This window comes from Synechococcales cyanobacterium CNB, assembly GCA_030263455.1.
Classification (GTDB): domain Bacteria; phylum Planctomycetota; class Phycisphaerae; order Phycisphaerales; family UBA1924; genus CAADGN01.
Window position 1 is genome coordinate 89,285 of sequence record SZOZ01000009.1, and the last position, 17,942, is coordinate 107,226.

Sequence of the window (17,942 nt, forward strand, 5' to 3'; positions counted from 1 at the left end):
GGACAAGACCCATGATCGACATCCGCAAACTGAAGGAACTGGTCCGATTGATGGTCGAGAACGACCTCTCTGAACTCGACCTGCGCGACCAGCAGGAGACGGTCACCATCAAGCGCGGGCCAAGCGGGATCGTGATGGCGCCGGCGTACCCGCACGCCGGCACGGCCGGGGCGGTCGGCGCGGTCGGCGCGGAGGTCTCTCCGGCGAGCGAGAACGGCGCGGCCCGAGCCGGCGACGAGGACGACGCGGGACTGGTGGCGATCGAGTCGCCGATGGTCGGGACGTTCTACTCCGCGGCGACGCCGGACGCCGAGCCGTTCGTCTCGGTCGGGTCGGCGGTCTCCGCGGACACGGTGGTGTGCCTCGTCGAGGCGATGAAGGTGTTCAACGAGATCAAGGCCGAGTGCGCGGGCACGGTCGAGCGAGTCCTGGTGAACAACGGCGAGGCCGTGGAGTTCGGGCAGAAGCTGTTCCTGATCCGGCCCGCGTGAGAAGAGAGAAGTCGAGGGACGAGGGATCAAGGGATCGAGGCGCCGAGAGTCGGACGCCCCACCCCGGAACCCTGATGCCAAAACCCTGATGCCCGCACCCTCGATGCCCCCGACCCTTCGACCCCTTTCCCCTTAATCCCTTCCCCACCATGTTCCGACGCATCCTCATAGCGAACCGCGGCGAGATCGCTCTCCGCATCATCCGCGCCTGCCGTGAACTGGGCGTCGAGGCGGTGTGCGTGTACTCGAAGGCCGACGCCAACGCCCCGTACCTGCGCCTCGCGGATCGGGCCATCTGCATCGGGGAGGGGCCGGCGAAGGAGAGTTACCTCAACATCAGCCGGATCATCTCGGCGGCCGAGATCGCCGACGTGGACGCGATTCACCCCGGCTACGGGTTCCTCTCCGAGCGGGCGGACTTCTCAGCGATCTGCCGCGACTGCAAGATCGAGTTCATCGGCCCCAGCCCCGAGGCGATGGGGAAGCTCGGGGACAAGGTCGAGTGCAAGCGCACGGCACGGGCGGCGAAGGTTCCGATCTTCCCCGGCTCGGAGGGCGCGATCGAGGACGAGGACGAGGCGGCGAAGGTGGCCGAGGAGGTCGGGTACCCGGTCATCATCAAGGCCGCTGCGGGCGGCGGCGGTCGCGGGATGCGCATCTGCCGAAACGAGGCGTCGCTGCGGTCGAACATCCGGGCGGCGCAGCAGGAGGCCCAGGCCGCCTTCGGCAACGGGTCGGTGTTCATCGAGAAGTTTCTCGAGCACGCCCGGCACGTCGAGGTGCAGGTGCTGGGCGACAAGCACGGCCACGCCGTTCACCTCTTCGAGCGTGACTGCTCGGTGCAGCGCCGCCACCAGAAGCTCATCGAGGAGGCACCGGCGCCGAGCGTTGACCGGCGCAAACTCGCCGCGCTGGGCGATGGCGCGGCGCGGCTCGTGCGTTCGGCCGAGTACGCCGGGGCGGCCACGGTCGAGTTCCTCATGGATGAGAAGCAGAACTTCTACATGCTCGAGGTCAACACGCGGGTGCAGGTCGAGCACCCGGTGACGGAGATGATCACCGGCGTGGACATCGTGAAGATGTCGATCCTGATCGCGGCGGGCGAGCCGCTCCCGTTCCGCCAGAAGGACGTGTCGTTTCGCGGGCACGCGATGGAGTGCCGCATCAACGCGGAAGACCCGGATCGCGGGTTCATGCCCTCGGCCGGAGCGGTGGACCTGTGGGAGCCGCCGGGCGGACCGGGCGTGCGTGTCGATTCGCACGTCGTCACCGGCTACCGGGTGCCGCCGAACTACGACTCGATGGTCGGGAAACTGATCGTCCACGCGGACAACCGCGAGGCGTGCCTGGCGCGGATGGCCCGGGCGCTGCGTGAGTTCCGGGTGGGGCCGATCAAGACGACCATCCCGCTGCAGCTGCGCCTGATGGAGAACTCCGATTTCCGCACAGGCGGAGTGGACATCCACTTCCTCGAGCGGCTGCTGAAGTGATGACCGCCGCGGAGCCGGCAGAACCACTTGGCCTGCCGCGCGTGAATTCCCTTGCGGCAGACGGTTCGGATCGCTACGCTCGTATCCGGAGTAGCGCCTGCCCCGTCTCGGGCGGGCTGATAAAGGGGATCGTGGAGGGACCGCCGTGATCATCGGACGATCGCGCCCGCCTCGTGGCCGCGCGTCGTTTCGGCCGTCGTGAACTCGCCTGCTCACGGCCGGCAGGCAGGAACATTGCACATAAGGAGAGAACCATGCGTCTGATCGCCAGCACCTTCGCCGCCGTTGGTCTCGCCGCCTCGTTGGCCTCCGGGCAGCTGATCGTGGGGAACGACCAGTCCGGGACCGCGCACATCTACCACGTCGACGTGAACACGGGCGTGGCGACGTCGATCTACTCGTCGTCGACGAACACGGCCAAGCCGTGGGGGATGGCGTACGACCCGGGCACCAACACGCTGTACTGGAACAACGGATCGGTGCTCTACGCGTCCCCGTACGACATCAACGGGCTGAATCCCGTTTCGCTCGGGACGATGATGTACAACAACTCGTCCGTGAACTTCGTCGGCCTGGGCTTCCGCAACGGGCTGCTCGTCGGAACGCGCAACATCGCCACCGAGGCGGTCTACGAGATCGACCCCGTGACGCTCATCGCCACGCAGACCTACGTGTACTCGAGCACGTTCGACTTCGGCGGGGTGGACGTCGACGCGACGAACAACAACCTGTACGGGCTGAGCGACACGCCGAGCGACGGCCGCGGCCTGTACCTGATCGACGACACCAACCAGACCGTCACGCTCAAGGCGCCGTACCCCGCCGGCGAGACCGACATCGACGGGCTGGCGGTCCACAACGGCATCGCGTACTACGTGACGGACGGCCCGAACACGACGCAGCCGAACTTCTACATCTTCGATGCGAACACAGGCGTGCAGCTGGGCACGCTCCCGTCGCCCTTCACGGGCAGCGGCACCTTCTCGGCCGCTGCCTTCGTGCCCGCGCCGGGCACGCTGGCGCTCCTCGGCCTGGGCGGCGTGGCGGCTGCTCGCCGGCGGCGCTGATCGGTATGTGATCGACTCCGACCCGTCCCTCGCGGGGCCGGCCCCACACCGGGGTCGGCCCCGAATCGTTGCGCATAGCATTGGTCGCGCCGATTCCGGCGTGCGGGGAGGGTTTGCCATGCGAAAGATGCTGGTCCGGCTCGTCGCGGCGTTCGTCGTGCTGATCGTCGTCGTGGTCGTGGGCGGCATCGCCGCAGTCGGCATGGCGGCGGACTCCATCGCCCGGCGCGGCGTCGAGGCCGGCGCGACCTACGCCCTCGGCGTCGACACGAAACTCGCGGGCGCAAACGTCGGCATCATGTCCGGCTCGTTCGACATGCAGGGCCTGCGCGTCGCCAACCCTCAGGGTTTCAAGAGCGATACCTTCATGTCGCTCGGCTCGGGCGGGGTCTCGGTCTCGTTCGGCACGCTGCGGCAGGAAGTCGTCGAACTCCCTCGCCTCGAACTCGCCGATCTCACCGTGAACCTCGAACGCGCCGACGGCAAGGCGAACTACCAGGCCATCATCGACAACCTCAAGCGCTTCGAGTCCGGCAAGGACAAGCCTTCCACGGGCGAGGAGAAACGCTTCGTCATCCGGCGCGTGGACGTGCGCAACGTGCGCGCGAACGTCTCCATGCTGCCGGTCGGCGGCTCGCTCACCACCGTGCAGGTCGTCGTGCCGGAGATCGTGCTCACCGACGTCGGCTCGGACGGGAGCGGCGTGACGCTCGGCCAGGCTGCGAACATCATCACGAAGGCCGTTCTGGCCTCGATCGCCGCCAACGCGGGCAACCTGCTGCCCACGGACTTCGTGAACGACCTGACCACGCAACTCGGGCAGCTGGAATCGCTCCAGTCGCTGGGCGTGAACTTCGCTGCGGACTTCGGGCAGGGCCTCCAGAACATCACCGGCTCGATCGGCGACGCGGCCAAGAACCTGGAAGACCTCAAGAAGGCGGGCGAGGACGCGACGAAGCAGATCGAGGACGCGGCGAAGGGCATCGGCAATCTGCTCGGCGGCAAGAAGGACGGCGGGGGCTGAGCACGCCGTCTCGCCGCAATCACTCGATGCGCGGGTCCACCCATCGGTAGAGGACGTCGACGGCGAGGTTGAAGAGGATGAGCATCGTCGCGAAGACCAGCACGACGCCCATGATCAGGAACAGGTCCTTGTTCTGGACAGCGTTCACGAAGTGCTGGCCGAGGCCGGGGACGTTGAAGACGCGTTCGACGACGAAGGAGCCGGTCATGGCCAGCGCGGTGGCCGGGCCGAGGTAACTGAGCACGGGCAGGAAGGCGTTCTTGAGGGCGTGGCGGAGCAGCACACGCAGTTCGTGGACGCCCTTGGCGCGGGCGGTGCGGACGAAGTCGGAACTGAGGTGCTCGACCATGCCCATGCGCGTGAGCCGCGCGATGTACGCCGCGAAGGGGAGCGAGAGCGTGACGGCTGGGAGGATCATCTGCTCGGGGCGACCCCAGCCGCCGACGGGGAGGGCGGCCGCCCAGACCCCGAAGACCAGCAGCAGCACCGTGCCGATGACGAAACTCGGGAGGCTGATGCCGACGAGTGCGACGGCGAGCGTGGCGAGGTCGGCGATCGAGTTCGGCCTGGCCGCGCCGACCACGCCCGCGGTGACGCCGATGACGACAGCCAGCAACATCGCGGCAGCGCCGAGCGTGACCGACACCGGAAGCGCGGCGGCGACGATGTCGTTGACGCGGTAGTCCTTGTACTGGAGCGATGGGCCGAGGTCGAAGACGAAGCGCGCGGGCGGGATGAGGCCGCTGTCGAGAGCCTCGCGCTCGCGGCGTTCGGCCTCGCCGCCGAGGCTCTCGCGGACCCACTTCACGCCGGTCGCACTGTCGAGGTATGACCAGTAGAACTTCCAGAAGTTGTCGAGGTTGTACTGGGCCTTCATGGCCTCGACGACCTCGGGGGCGGGCTTGCGGCCCTCGGGGTTTTCGAGCGGGTTGCCGGGCACCTTCCAAGCGAGCACCAGCGTGAGCGTGTAGATCACGCCCACGATGAGGGGGAGTTGCACGAGCCTTCGCACGATCATGACGATCACGGCGCGGCCCCCCCCACCGCCGGCCCGCGCGGGTGCATCGGCATCGCGCGCACGCGGTCGCTCCCCTTGCCGTCGCCCAGGACGTCGTAGAGAAAGATGTTCTCGTTGGTGCGCGGGTGCGGGTTGGGGCCGCTGAGTTCGTGGGCGTTGAACATGGTGACGGTGCAGTAGTGGAAGATGGGAACGAGGGGGAGATCGCGCTCGATGAGGATGCGCTCGGCCTCAGAGAGCAATGCCATGCGACGGACGGGGGCGGTTTCACGGGCTGCCTGGTCGAGAAGCCCGTCGAACTCGCTGGACGAGTAGGCGCGGTCGTTGTTGCCGTCGCCCGTGCGGTTGATTTCGAGGAAGGTCGTGGGGTCACCGTAGTCGCCGTACCATCCGGCGCGGCTGGTCATGAAGTTGTGGTTCTTGAGGTCGTCGCGGAAGACCTTGATCTCCTTCTGGGCGAGGCGGACGGGCACGCCGAGGTACTTCTGCCAGTTGCGTGCGATGGACTGCGCGATGAGGTCGTGCCCCGCGTCCTTGTTGAAGAGCACCTCGACGGCCGGGAAGCGGGACGGGTCGTCGTAGCCTGCCTCGACGAGCAGGGCGCGCGCCCGTGCCGCGATGGCCTGCCTGCCCGTTTCGTCGCTCGCGTCGCTCAGGCAGTCCAGGCCTCGCGGCGACTCGTAATCGCCGAGCGAGCCGGGAGGGATGAGTGTGCGGGCCACCGGCTCACCCAGGCCGCGGACTTCGTCGGTGATAGCCCGCTTGTCGATGCACATGGCGAAGGCCCGGCGAACCCTGGCGTCTGCGAAGGGGTTGGGCCGCCCGTCCGGCAGCGCGGGGCGGCAGTTGAAGTTGTAGAAGTACGTCCCGAACGCGGGCACGACGTGGACGTGCGCGCGGGGGTCGTCGGGGAGTCGCCGGTCGATCTCGAACTGGTCGTGCCCCTCGGCGAGCAGACGCACGTAGTCGTCCCAGCGCTCGCGGTAGAACTCCTGCTTGCGGGCGTGCATCTCGCGCCGATAGGGGACGGTGACGTCTGCGAGGTACTGCACCGAGCCGGTGCGGAAGGCGAGGACCTGAGCGTTCGGCTCCTCGATCGAGGGGATGGCGATGGAGCGGATCGCGAGCGAGTCGGTGTCCCACCAGTGCTCGTTCGCCTCGAGGCGCATGTCGCGCTTGAAGCGCCAGACCGTGAGTTTGAACGGGCCGTTGCTCACGAGACGCGGCGGCTGCGTCCAGCCTGCCTCGGCGATGATGCGCCCGGTCTCGGTGTCCAGCCGGTCGTACTGCCGCACCAGCGGGGGGTAGACCGGGTAGAACGTGGCGAACGCGCACAGGTCGAGGAAGTACGGCACGGGGCGGTCGAGGCGGACGCGGAGCGTGCGATCGTCCACGGCGCGCACGCCGACCATCTCGTCGAAGCGGCGCTCGGTCTCGGCCCAGAGGTCGCGGGCGGCCTGGGCGCGGGCGCCTGCGCTCTGGCCGACGGGGCGCGAACGGGCGAACTCGGCGAGAGCCTCCGTCCGCCAATCGGCGAAGGCCTGCGCGCCCTCGATGAACATGAACAGGCCGGAATAGTCGGCGGCGGTGTCGGGCAGGATGGCGCGTCGCCAGGCGAAGACGAAGTCGCCGGCGCGAAGCGGGTCGCCGTTGGACCATTTCGCCGTCGGTCGGATGTGGAAGACGTACTCGCGGCCGTCCTCGGAGACCTCCCAGCGTTCGGCGGCGGCGGGGATGGGGTCGTAGCCGTCGGTGAAGACATCGTTGGCGGCCAGCCCCTCAAAGAGCAGGCGGGCGACGCGGAGGTCCTGCATCCAGCTCATCTTCTGGAGGTCGAGCGTGGTGACGTCGTTGCCGTTGCCGAAGGTGAAGTCGGCGGGCGGTTGCGGCCGGTCCAGCGCGACCGACAGCCCGACCAGCAGAACCAGCAGCAGAACCGGCACGAGCGCGCGCAGCATCCGCGGGAACGATACCACGGCGGGACCAACAGGGGTCTGTCAGGGATCCTCGCGGCGGCTCATCAGTTGAACCAGCGTGTCGCGCGGTTCTGCGGCATGGAGACGGGAGGCTGCGTCAGTTCTGCGACCAGCCGGCGTGCCGTGTTGCGGTAGTCGCTGTCCTGCCCGGCACCGAGCGTGTCCGCCAGGCGCGTCTGCTGGGGCGGGTTTGGGAGTAACTTCTGGCGAGAGAAGAAGACCAGGTTCTCACCGACGTTGACGAGGTCGGTCTCGAAGCGGCGTTCACCGGACGCGAGTTCGCCACGTTCGAGCAGGCGGGCGACGAAGCCGATGGTCTCCCCGCCGAGCGAGGCGGCGGCGCGGGTCGCGCGGTCGCCGATGCCCGCCGGGGTCGTGATGGCGTCGCGCATGGCTTCGCCCGCGCGCATGGCGGTGAGCAGCGCGATCCGCCGCTCGGGTCCAGGCTGGGCTGCGTAGAGACGGTCGCCCACGCCCTCGGCGAGCGCGACCCAGGCGTTTTGCGCCGATGGGGCGAACTCGGCGCGACCGATGGACCCGGCCGCGATGAGCGAGCGGGCGACGGCGTCGGCGGTCCACGCGTCGCGTTCCGTCCTGAGCCGTTCGCCGAGGTGATCGACGATGCGGCCGGCCGTCGCGGGCGTGAGCGCGGGCGCCTGGTCGCGCGCGGCGCGGAAACTCGTCGTCAGCGCGGCGATCGCGGCGTAGCGCACGGTCTGTCGGTCGTCGCCCGTTCGCTCCATCACCACGCGGGCCGCCGCGTCGTCGGCCAGTTCGCCCAGGATAAGCAGAGCGTTGATCGCCACTTCGTCGCGTGCGTCGCTCGCGAGCGGGGTGAGGCGGTCCAGCATCACGCCGCGATATGCCTGCCTGAACGCGACCGAGACGCCTGGTCTGCGGAGCGAAGCGACAAGCTCGGCTCGCGCCCGCTCTCGGGCCGCGGCGTCCTCGCCGGCGAGTGCGACGAGCCGAGGCTCGGTGAACTGGCGGATTTCGTCGGTCTCGGCGGACGAGAGCGCGGTGATCTTGGTGATGAGGTCGTCGCGCAGACCGCCGATCGGCTGGGCCGAGGCGTGCGCGGCGAGGAGCACGACGGCGAGCGTTCCCGCCCGCACCAACCCGGCCAGTCTCACGATCCTCGCGCCCAAGGCTTGATCCTCGCTACGCCCGCTCAGCGGGCACGCGGCCCGCACACGGCAGCCAATCGGAGCCGGCGCCACGACCGCCCGCCCTGCCAACGACACCCCCTGAGAGCCGGAAACCTACCAGTGCCGCCCCTGCGGGTCAATCCGGATGCCCCAAGGGCTGCCAAGGGCATCAGTAGACCTCCATGAAGACCCGGCGGGTTGGGCTGACCTGACGATGGATCATTCGACGGGTCCACGCCCCCGGCTCCCCGGCATCCGGCTCGACGCGCAGATAGCCCTCGAGCGTGCTCGGGGGGAGGGTTCCGGCCATCGACTGAAAGATGCCCAGTTCCATCCCCGCGATGCCGCAGACGTAGACCAGCGTTCGTTCGCTCGCGAGGAGGGGTCCGAGAAGATCGGCGTGGGTTCTGAGCCGATCCTGGACGTACATGGGAGGGCCGCCGTCGATCTGGGGCTGCCGGCTCAGGGTGCGGAGGTAGGTGAACCTACCGCCGCTCGAAGCAGCCAAGGCGTCGAGTTCGGCGTCGTAGATCAGGTCGGTCTGGTACGCGACGCCCATCACAAGCACGATGCGCGAAGGAACGGCGGCGGCAAGGAGTTCGAGGATCATGCCGCGGAAGGGCGCGATGCCTGTGCCCGTGGCGAAGAAGAGGTAATCATGTGCCGCCGGGTCGGCGGGGAGGAGGAATCGCTTGCCGCTGGGGCCTGTGACGGGCACTTCGTCGCCTTCGCGCAGGTCGCAGAGCCAGTTGGAGGCGACGCCGAGAAAGAGGCGGTGGGTTTCCCAGTGCTCGTCGATGGTGCGCTTGACGGTGGTGGAGAGGACTTGGCCACGGCCGTCCTCGCCCGCCGTGGGGCAGGCGATGGAGTAGAGACGGACCTTGTGGGGCTTCCCGTGGGCGTCGAGGCCCGGAGGGATGACACCGAAGGACTGACCGACACGGAAGTTTCCGGCGAGTTTCGTTCGGCCCACATCGATGGCGACGTGTCGGACAAAGCCTGCGGCCTTGCGCGCGGTGCAGACACGCGTCTCGACGACAACACCGACACCGGGGTCCGCCGGGGTGTGCAGGTGCATCCGCACCTCCGGCAGCGCGGGGCCGGGGATGCGGATCGGGGCTTCGTGGCTCATCCGGGGATTGTTCCGCGACGGAGGGCGAGAGCAAAGGAGCGGCCGGAGCGTGGCGAGGGATCAGCCGCCGCCGGGGGGCTGCATCTGGCCCATGAGTTCCATCATCACCTGCATCATCTTGTTCTGCATGGCGGCCATGACGGCCTGATTGGACTGCAGTTCACCGCGCTCGACCATGCCGGCAAGGTCGTCGTAGACCTGGGCTGTGGCCCGCATCATCGGCTCCATCATGCCCATCATCTGCTGCATCTCCGGGCCGCCGAGGCCGAGGTCGTTGATGCTGAAGATGAGCCGCCAAGAGCCGTCGATGCGCCGGAAGGGGATGCGCTGCCCGTTGCCGGCGAGGACGAGGCCCTCGTCGCCCTGGACTCGGATGTCGAGGTCGGCGGCGCGAACGCCACGAACGTCCAAGCCGCCGCCGAGGTCGCCCATGCCGCCGACCATGCCCTGGGCTGCGGCGGGATTCTCGGCGACGTAGTCGGTGAACGAAGCCCCGAACTTCTCGCGCGTGATGCGGTCGAGGCGCTCCTGCTTTTCGACCGCAGGACGAACGGCCTGGACGAACGCGAGGTCCGCGTCGGTCGCGGGATGCACGAACTCCAGCGCGGCGAGGTAGCGACCTTCGTTCACGAGGGCGATCACACGGTCGATCTCGGCTGCGAGATCGCCGCCGCCGCTGGGCGTCGCGCCGGTGTCGCCGGACGATTCATGGGCCACGGCCGCCGGCGCCTGAGCGTCGAAGGCGGACGAATCGACAACCGAGCCGCCGACGCTCTGCGTCAGCAGTTCGAGTTGGCGCGTGACTCGTTCGAGGCGTTCGCGGGCCTCTCCCCGCGCACCGGTCGCGCCGTATGCCTCGCGGGCATCGGAGTAGGCCTGCGCTGCCCGTTCCAGCGCTTCGCGCTCCGCCTGCCGCGCCTCGGCGGCCCACGCGCGGTAACGGTCCGCGTTCGGGACGGCCGGAGTAGAGCCGACCAGGGCTTCGAGCAGTTCCGCGAATGACGCCAGACCACGGGCGCGGTTCCAGTGCAGGTCGCCCGCGGCCTGCCTGGCCTGCCCCACCGCGAGTTGCGCGCCGGCACGATCGGCGGTCATCCCCTTGCGAGCCTCGGAGGCCGAGGCATCGAACCCGCGCGAGGCCTCGTCGTAGGCCTGCACCAGCCGCGCCTGTCGGAAAGCGTGCAGCCCCGGCTCTCCCCCCGAGCCTTCGAGCAGGGCGGCGAGGCGCTGGGCGGCGGCCTGCGCGTCCGCGCGGGCGGCGGTCGCCTGCTCCTGCGCGGTGCGCCCGCGCGCCTGCACGCCGACGCGCACCTCGCCGAGCGATTCGATCTGGCGGAGGAGTTTCTCGACGATCACGCCCGACTCGTTGACCTCGGGCATCATCAGGTCTGCCTCGACGACGAGCTCCTGGGCCTGGAGTTCGAGGCCGTCGGCCTTGCGACGGTGTTCGCGGGCCTGCTTGACGAGTTCCAGCCCCTCGGTGTCGGAGACCGTGGGCACGCGGAGTTCGAGCCGGCCGACCTCGTCGCGGTGCTGGCGGGCCTCGGCCTGGAGCGCCCGAGCGCGGGAGCGCAACTGCTCGACCTTGGCGGTGAGTTCCGCCTGACGTGCACGTTCCTTCTCGACCTCGGCCTGACGCTCGCGCACCTGCCGCTCGATCTCGGCGAGATCGTTCGCGGGGTCGTAGGTGGCCGCGGCCACGGCGAGCGCGCTGTGCCCGATCCACGCGCGGTGCTCGGCGAGGATGAGTTCCTTCTGGTGGGCGGCCTCGCGTTCGAGCCGCATGTGCTCGGCGGCGGGAACGGCCGCAAGCCCACGCTCGGCGTGCGAGACGAGGATGGCCGCCGCGCCGGTCTCGTCCGCCGAGCCGGACGTCGCCGCACGCTTCAGGTTCTCGCGGACCGAGGTGTAGACGCGAACCGCGTGCTCATCGACGGGGTCGTTGCCGACGCCGGCGTTCAGGGCGGCGAGTTTGTACGAGGCGTCGCGCACCGCCGCCCCGGCCTGCGATTCACGCTCGCCGCAAGAGGCGAGAACGATCGCCGACGCACTCAGCAGGGCGGCGGCAAGGCGGCGGGCGGTTCGGAACGGCGGGGGTGTGATGCTCATGGCGTTCTTGAATCGCGTCCAGGGTCGGGGGTCAGGGGTCCGGCCGCGGGACTCGGCCCCGGCGTGCGGAACGGTCAAAACTGTAGCAGAACCTCCCCTCTCACCGCTCGGCATTGTCGGGCGTGGGCAGAGGGAGGTTGTCCGGGGGCTTCGGGGGCGTGTATTCGATCGGGTACTCGGGGCGTGGGCGGTACATGGAGTTGATCCACGCGATCGAGTCGCGGTAGCGGGCCTCATCCGTGGTGCGGAAGACAGGACGCCAGCGGGAGGTCCGGCCGGTGGCGACCAGGGGATGCGGGTGGAGTGAGTCCTCGCGTGGCAGGCCCATCTGGAGGAGAGGCGAGCGGGCCGGCGCGTCGTAGTCGATCAGCGGCGTGCCGTCGGCAAGTCGGAAGCGTTCGAGGATGAGGAAGTTGGTGTAGATCGTGTCCTCGGCGTTGCGGCGGTTCGCGCTGAGCCAGAGCCGGCCGGCGTAGGGACCGCCGTGGCAGTTCGCGGTCGCGCACGAGTTGATGAGCCAGGCCCCGTGGACGTTGTCGCGGAAGAGGCGCATGGACTTCGGCTCGCCCTGCACCTGGACCTCGCCGTAGTACTGTCGCGCCCGCAGTCGGAACATGAGGTCGAGGATGCGGGCGGGTGGCATCCGCAGCATGGCGGCCCGTCCCTCGCGCGTCGTCGGGATGAGTTCGTGGCCGGCGTACTCGTCCATGAGGCGGGTGATGACCTGCTGCTGGATTTGCAGCTTCGGGGGGTCGGCGAGGTCGGTCTCGTACACCTTGATGAGGTTGATCTGGTAGGGGGTGAGGTGCGGGAAGGGTGTTCGGCCGGCGCGGGGCGCATCCTCTCCGTCGCCGCCCGCCCGCTCCTCCCCGCCGCGGGCGCGATCGACAAGCATCAACTGGCTCTCGACGAGATGTTTGAGCTCGCGCGCCCTCGGGTTCGAAGGCTGGACCGTCAGCACGTGCTCGACCTCGCGCAGGGCGACCTCGAACTGCCGACGGTCGATCAGCCACTCGACGAGCACGAGCAGCCGATCGGCATCACGATCGTCGATCGTTTCGCGGATGCGCTCGTAGCGCTCGAGCACGGGAGCAAGGACCATCACGCGATCCACGAGGTCGGCGTCGAATGAGGTCGGGATGCCCGCGATGCGGACCACGACCTTGGACGAATCGCGCGAGACGAGCAGGCCCGAGACGATCCGGCCGTCGAGAAGCACGATGTTGACTTCAGGCTCTTCTTGGGGCTGGCGAGCGGCGGATTCGTCTGCTTCGGGCTGCCGCCAAGAGACGGCCGAGACTGCGGGAGGCGGCGGCGCTCGGTGTGGTGCCAGAGCGACGATGAGGCAGGCCGAAGCGACGGCGATGGCCGCACCGGCCCGGAGTCCCGCCACGAGCGGTAGGGGTGGCTCGCCGTGTCGCATCGTGGCTCGTGCCTCCGCGGGGGTGCCGTCCGTGCCCGCGGGGGTCGTCGTTCGCTGCCAAATCGGACGGGCGGGGTGTGCCGCCCGCCCGGAATGCCCAGGAGAGGACTCGAACCTCCACCCGGTTTCCCGGACTACCACCTCAAGGTAGCGCGTCTGCCAGTTCCGCCACCTGGGCCAGTGGCACGCAGGGTCCGCCTGGGGCGGATCGCGCGAGGCAGAGTATACCTCTCGGCAGCCGGAAGGAAACCGTCGAGAGACCGCCCTTCATCGTGGGAGCGACGCGTCGGGACGCGATCCGACCGCTACCGTTGAGGCGGCCCCTCTCTGCCTCCCGGAGTCTGTCATGCCCATGGAAGCGACCCGACGCTCCCTCCTCGAATCCGTTGCCGAGCAGGCCCTCAGGGCGGGGGTCTTCGGGCCGATCGCGGTTGACGAGTCCAGGTTGACTTGCCTCGCTCGAGATTCGGCGGCGCACGCCGAGTACCGGTTGGGATGGGAAGGCGGCCGGCTATGGGTCTCGCTGGTGACGCCGGACCGCTGGCTGAGCGAGTCGATCGAGGCGGACCTGATGCACACGGGCGACGACGTGGAGGAACTGCTGGAAGAGGAACTCGTCGAGCAGGGCCTCGACGCGCAACGGCCCGTCGTCGAGCACTTTCGTTCCGACGATCGGCTGTTCACGTTCCGCTCGCCGATCGCATCCGAGGATGCGGGGACTGCGGCGCGATGGCTGCTGGCGTACGAGGCGTGCTTCCGCGCCTTGGGGGACATGGCCGGCGGCGATGAAGAAGAAGGTGCTTAACCGCGGCCGGAGTGTGTCGATCAGGAATCACCCTGGTAGATCTGGGTCTTCTCGATCTGGCTCTCGATCTGCTCCATCTGGCGTTGCTGCTCCTCGATGGCCTGCTGCGTCGAACTGCCAAGCAAGGAGCAGCCCGGCGATGAGGAGGAGGACGACGGCCGCGCCCGCCTTGATCTTGTCCTTCTGGCTCATGCCGCCGCCACCGCCGCCGGATCGCTTGGCCGGGGCTGCGGTCCCGAAATCCTTCTCGTTGTAGAGCGACTGTCTTCCGGCCATGCATGCCTCCGTTTCGGCCCGTCCGGGACGGACACGCCGTGTGACACCGGCGCTGTTCGATCGGTGGAGTTCCGGGCCTCGTCTCCGACCGTGAATGGGTCGGAGGATGGATTCAACCAGAAAGCATGATAGCGGCTCCGGGCGTGCTCAGCCGACATCCCTCCGCTGGAAGAGAGCCACGCCGACAGCGAGGAACGCCGCGATCAGGAGGACCGCGTAGATCGCGAGCGAGGCGAGGTGACCTGGGGGGATGGGGTTGTTCTGCGTCACGGCGTCCACCAGCCAGAAATGCTGCATGTTGGGGATCAGGCCGTGGAGGATGGCGGGAAGGGGCGACACCTTCGTCGGCGTCACAAAGACGAAGTCCCCGGTCGCCGGGGGGCGTGAGACTCTTGCCCCGCCGCGGTTTTCGACCGTTACTCGCCTGTCTGTGGTCTCGACGACGTAGATGCCCCTTGTGCCGTCGGGTTGCATGTCGCGCGTGGCCATGCGGAAGCCATTGGGGCTTGGGCCGTAGTAGAACGGCGTGCCCGAGGCCAGGTCTGCCTCCGGCGCGCGCTCGAGGAGGACGACGTAGCGGTCGCCGTCCGTGTCGAAGTCTCGCCGAGAGAGCAGGACCGGGTCAGACTCCTGCACGACGGCGACGTGCCGGTTCTGGTAGGCCTGCCTCCCGAAGGCGTAGTTCGAGATGAGGCCGACGAAGAACACGCCCGCACAGACGACGATCGTCATCACCTGTCCGAGCCTCGTGGAGACCGCGACGGCGACCGAGGTGAGCACCATGATCGCCATCGTCATCGCCGCGCACGCCATGGCGATCTGCGGCTTGAAGGTCAGATACTTCACCGTGCGGAGCAGCTCGGGGTCATCGCGGGGGGGGGCGTCGCCGCGTGCCAGCAGGCGGGCGTACTCCTCCTCGGATTTGGGGTGCCCGCCCACCCAGTAGGACACCTCGTAGAGGGGCTGGAACTTCCACTCCTTGTCGAAGAGGATGACGAGGCCGAAGGCGACAGCCATGGCGGGCAACATGAGGACGGAGGCGACCTGCGGGAACGACCATCCGTAGTAGAAGTTGCACCACCCGGCGATGCCGATGGAGAGCAGCACGGCGATGGTTGAGAACAGGATCACGGGCTGGTCGGGTCGGTCACCGGCGGTGGTCATCACCCCGTGACGGATGGCCATGAAGAGGAAAAGAATCATGGTGGCGACGGCGATGAGGATGGCGGCCGACACGCCGAGGAACTTCCCGACGACGACCACGGGCCTCGGGATCGGCTTGCTCACCACGGTCAGGATCGTCTTGTCCTCGATCTCGCGGCTGATGACGGCGGTGGCGACGAAGGCCGCGAGCAGCGTCCCGCAGACGAAGACCGTCGCCATGCCGATGTCGAGGAGGAGTTTGTCGTCGCCCGAGACCTCGGCCGAGGAGGAATAGCCCATGCTGAACGCGGTGCCCCAGGTGTTGAACACCTGCAGGATGCCGGAGAGCACGACGAGAATGAAGAAGATGGGCTGTCGAAGGCTCTCGACGAACGCATTCCGCGCGATGGCGAGCACCTGCTGGGGCATCGGGGGATGATCCTTGGCGCGTCCGTGCGACCCGGAACGCGGGGATCGGCGGACCGGTGCAGATTTTTCGGGCCTGCGCGAACCCGCGAGTGAGGTCGGCGTAGACCCGCGTATCGCGGGATTCCGCCCGCGGCCTGCATCCCGCGCGTCGATCGAGACGCCCGCTGGACACCACCGGGGTTGGGCCTGAGAATAGCACCCCCCGGGGGGACCGCTTCGGATCGGGGGGGGAGACGCCCGGCCGCTCGGCCGCCGTGGCGGCGTCAACCAGGGATCGACCCGCCGGGCGATCGCGCCAGGGGAACGGAAGACTCCATGAAAGCCGACCATCAGAGCTACGGACGCGCGGCACGGGTCGCAACGCTTGGTCTTTCCATCCAGATCGTGCTCGCGGTCGCCATGCTGCTCTACGGCATCTACGGGAAAGACCACGCCGCGCTCACCGGCGCGTATTTCATCCTGATCGGCCTTCCCGCATGGCTCATCCTCATCATCCTGTTCGACCAGCACCGGCGCGAGCGCCTCGAGGCCCAGGAGGCCGACAGTTTCGCCGCGGTCGAGTCGTCCTCGGTGTTCGAGGCCGGCTCGGCCGAACTCCGCGTTGCGGCCAAGCGGCTGAACGCCATTTACCGCTTCGTCCTCCCGGTCGTCAGCCTGCTGATCGCGGTTGTGCTGCTCGGGGTCGGCTACTGGCGGCTCCAGAGCGGGCGCGAGCTGATCCAGCCCGGCTCCCTCGATGACGCCGCGCTCCCGGGCTGGGCGATCGCCGTGGGGCTGTGCGTCTCGTTCATCGGGTTCGTCTTCGCCCGCTTCGTCTCGGGGATGGCCAAGCAGCCCATCTGGGCCAACCTCCGCGGCGGGGCGACCTACTCCGTCGGGGCGGCGCTCGTCGGCCTAGTCGTCGTCCTCGCCCACTTCATCGACGTTGCCGGCTCGGACGCCCTGCGACGCGTGCTGCCCGCGATCATCCCTGTCTTCATGCTCGCGCTCGGCGTGGAAGTGGTTCTCAACTTCCTGCTGGCGATGTACCGCCCGCGCAAGAAGGGCGAGCATCCGAGGCCCGCGTTCGACTCGCAGATTCTGGCGTTCCTCGCCGCGCCGGATCGGCTGGCGCGTTCGGTCGGGGAGGCGCTGGACTACCAGTTCGGGTTCGAGGTCCGCGGGACGTGGTTCTACCGGCTCATCACGCGGGCATGGGTCTTGCTCGCGTTGCTCGGCGTCTGCGTGGTCTGGCTGCTCAGTTCGCTGGCGGTGGTGCAGCCTCACCAGCGCGGGATGCTGCTGCGATTCGGCCGTGTGGTGCACGAAGACCTCGGCCCCGGGCTGCACTTCAAGGCGCCGTGGCCGATCGACCGGCTGGTGGTGCCCGAACAGATGGAGCTCGACTCGGCGGGCCGCCCGAGAGTCGTCGCCCGCACGGCGACGGGGGTGCGCACGCTCAACCTCGGCACCCCTCCCGCCGAGGGCACAGGTCCGATCCTGTGGACCACCGAGCACGCCAAGGACGAGATTTTCTTCGTATGCCAGCCGTCCGGGGTCGACCGGGCCGGGCAGGAGCGTGCCCGCGACCTGGCGCTGATCGCGATCGAGGTTCCGCTGCAGTACGCGGTGAGCAACCCTCGCCTGTACGACGAGCTCGGTCCACCGGCGATGCGCGACGACCTGCTGCGGAGCGTGGGTCAGCGTGCCGTGACGCGGTTCGTGTCGAGCGTGTCGATCGACGACGCCGTGGGCATGAACCGGGCGCAGCTGTCCGACCGCCTGCGCGTGGAAATCCAGGCGGCCTTTGACTCGCTGAACCCGGACGTGTCGGGCAGGCCGCGCGGAGCGGGCGTGGACATCCTGCAGGTCGGCGTCGCGGGCGTGCACCCGCCGCGGGAGGTCGCGCCGAAGTTCGAGCAGGTGGTGATCGCGCAGCAGAACCGCGCGGCGAAGATTGAAGCCGCGCGGGCGGACGAGGCGCAGACCCTCTCCCGCGTGGCCGGGAGCGTGGAGGCGGCGCGGCGCATCGCCAGGGCGATCGCCGCCCGAGACGCGGCGTCGCAGGAAGCGCAGCCGGAACTCACGCTCGAAGCCGAGCGCCTGATCGAAGAGGCGGCAGGCGAAGCTGCGAAGATTCTGGCCGAGGCCCGCGCGGAGCGGTGGCGGACGCACATGGCGGCCAAGTCGCAGGCGGCCGAGTACGCGGGACGAGTCGCGGCGTACCGGGCGTCGCCGATGGTGTACCGCGCGGGGCTGTACTACGCCGCGCTCCTGGAGGCGATGAAGGACGCCCGGTTGTACGTCACGCCCGAAGACCTCGGCAACGTCCACGTGCGAGTCGAACTGCAGGACCGCACGACGGCCGGAAGCACCATCTTCACCGACGAGACTTCTGAAAGCCCGTAACCCCACCGCCGGGGCGAGCGCCG

The 17,942-nt window shown here is 68.7% G+C and carries 13 protein-coding genes and 1 tRNA gene; 6 read left to right on the top strand and 8 right to left on the bottom strand.

What is annotated here, in order from left to right; genetic code table 11:
• Positions 1-14: 14 nt before the first annotated feature.
• From accB to FBT69_10135, 4 genes are all read left to right on the top strand, one after another.
• Positions 15-491: an acetyl-CoA carboxylase biotin carboxyl carrier protein gene (gene accB, locus FBT69_10120; GenBank protein ID MDL1905150.1), complete on the top strand. Its 477-nt coding sequence runs from the start codon at positions 15-17 to the stop codon at positions 489-491.
• Between the two features lie 149 nt (positions 492-640).
• Entirely contained in the window at positions 641-1,981 is a 1,341-nt protein-coding gene (gene accC, locus FBT69_10125; GenBank protein MDL1905151.1) for an acetyl-CoA carboxylase biotin carboxylase subunit, read from the top strand.
• Between the two features lie 254 nt (positions 1,982-2,235).
• On the top strand, positions 2,236-3,048 hold the full coding sequence (locus tag FBT69_10130) for a PEP-CTERM sorting domain-containing protein (GenBank protein MDL1905152.1): 813 nt from the start codon (positions 2,236-2,238) through the stop codon (positions 3,046-3,048).
• Between the two features lie 118 nt (positions 3,049-3,166).
• A complete protein-coding gene (locus FBT69_10135) occupies positions 3,167-4,072 on the top strand; it encodes a hypothetical protein (GenBank protein MDL1905153.1) in 906 nt (301 codons plus the stop codon).
• 19 nt (positions 4,073-4,091) lie between these two features.
• Here FBT69_10135 and FBT69_10140 read toward each other — a convergent pair whose 3' ends face one another.
• From FBT69_10140 to FBT69_10170, 7 genes are all read right to left on the bottom strand, one after another.
• Positions 4,092-5,099 carry an ABC transporter permease gene (locus FBT69_10140; protein ID MDL1905154.1) on the bottom strand — a complete coding sequence of 336 codons (1,008 nt, stop codon included), beginning with the start codon at positions 5,097-5,099 and terminating at the stop codon, positions 4,092-4,094.
• A complete protein-coding gene (locus FBT69_10145; GenBank protein MDL1905155.1) occupies positions 5,096-7,048 on the bottom strand; it encodes a peptide ABC transporter substrate-binding protein in 1,953 nt (650 codons plus the stop codon). The genes FBT69_10140 and FBT69_10145 overlap by 4 nt, the downstream gene beginning before the upstream one ends.
• Before the next feature lie 62 nt (positions 7,049-7,110).
• Entirely contained in the window at positions 7,111-8,214 is a 1,104-nt protein-coding gene (locus tag FBT69_10150; GenBank protein MDL1905156.1) for a hypothetical protein, read from the bottom strand.
• 169 nt (positions 8,215-8,383) lie between these two features.
• On the bottom strand, positions 8,384-9,346 hold the full coding sequence (locus FBT69_10155) for a hypothetical protein (GenBank protein ID MDL1905157.1): 963 nt from the start codon (positions 9,344-9,346) through the stop codon (positions 8,384-8,386).
• 60 nt (positions 9,347-9,406) lie between these two features.
• Positions 9,407-11,455, bottom strand: coding sequence for a hypothetical protein (locus FBT69_10160; GenBank protein ID MDL1905158.1), 2,049 nt, complete (start codon positions 11,453-11,455; stop codon positions 9,407-9,409).
• Positions 11,456-11,555: 100 nt separating this feature from the next.
• A complete protein-coding gene (locus FBT69_10165; GenBank protein MDL1905159.1) occupies positions 11,556-12,674 on the bottom strand; it encodes a hypothetical protein in 1,119 nt (372 codons plus the stop codon).
• Positions 12,675-12,972: 298 nt separating this feature from the next.
• Positions 12,973-13,056, bottom strand: a tRNA-Leu gene (locus FBT69_10170).
• Positions 13,057-13,224: 168 nt separating this feature from the next.
• On the opposite strand from FBT69_10170, the gene FBT69_10175 reads away from it, so the two are divergent.
• Entirely contained in the window at positions 13,225-13,683 is a 459-nt protein-coding gene (locus FBT69_10175; GenBank protein MDL1905160.1) for a hypothetical protein, read from the top strand.
• 423 nt (positions 13,684-14,106) lie between these two features.
• Here FBT69_10175 and FBT69_10180 read toward each other — a convergent pair whose 3' ends face one another.
• Positions 14,107-15,861, bottom strand: coding sequence for a hypothetical protein (locus FBT69_10180; protein ID MDL1905161.1), 1,755 nt, complete (start codon positions 15,859-15,861; stop codon positions 14,107-14,109).
• Here FBT69_10180 and FBT69_10185 point away from each other — a divergent pair.
• The gene (locus tag FBT69_10185) at positions 15,847-17,919 is read left to right on the top strand and encodes a hypothetical protein (GenBank protein MDL1905162.1); all 2,073 of its coding nucleotides are present in this window, start codon (positions 15,847-15,849) and stop codon (positions 17,917-17,919) included. The genes FBT69_10180 and FBT69_10185 overlap by 15 nt on opposite strands.
• Positions 17,920-17,942 lie beyond the last annotated feature (23 nt).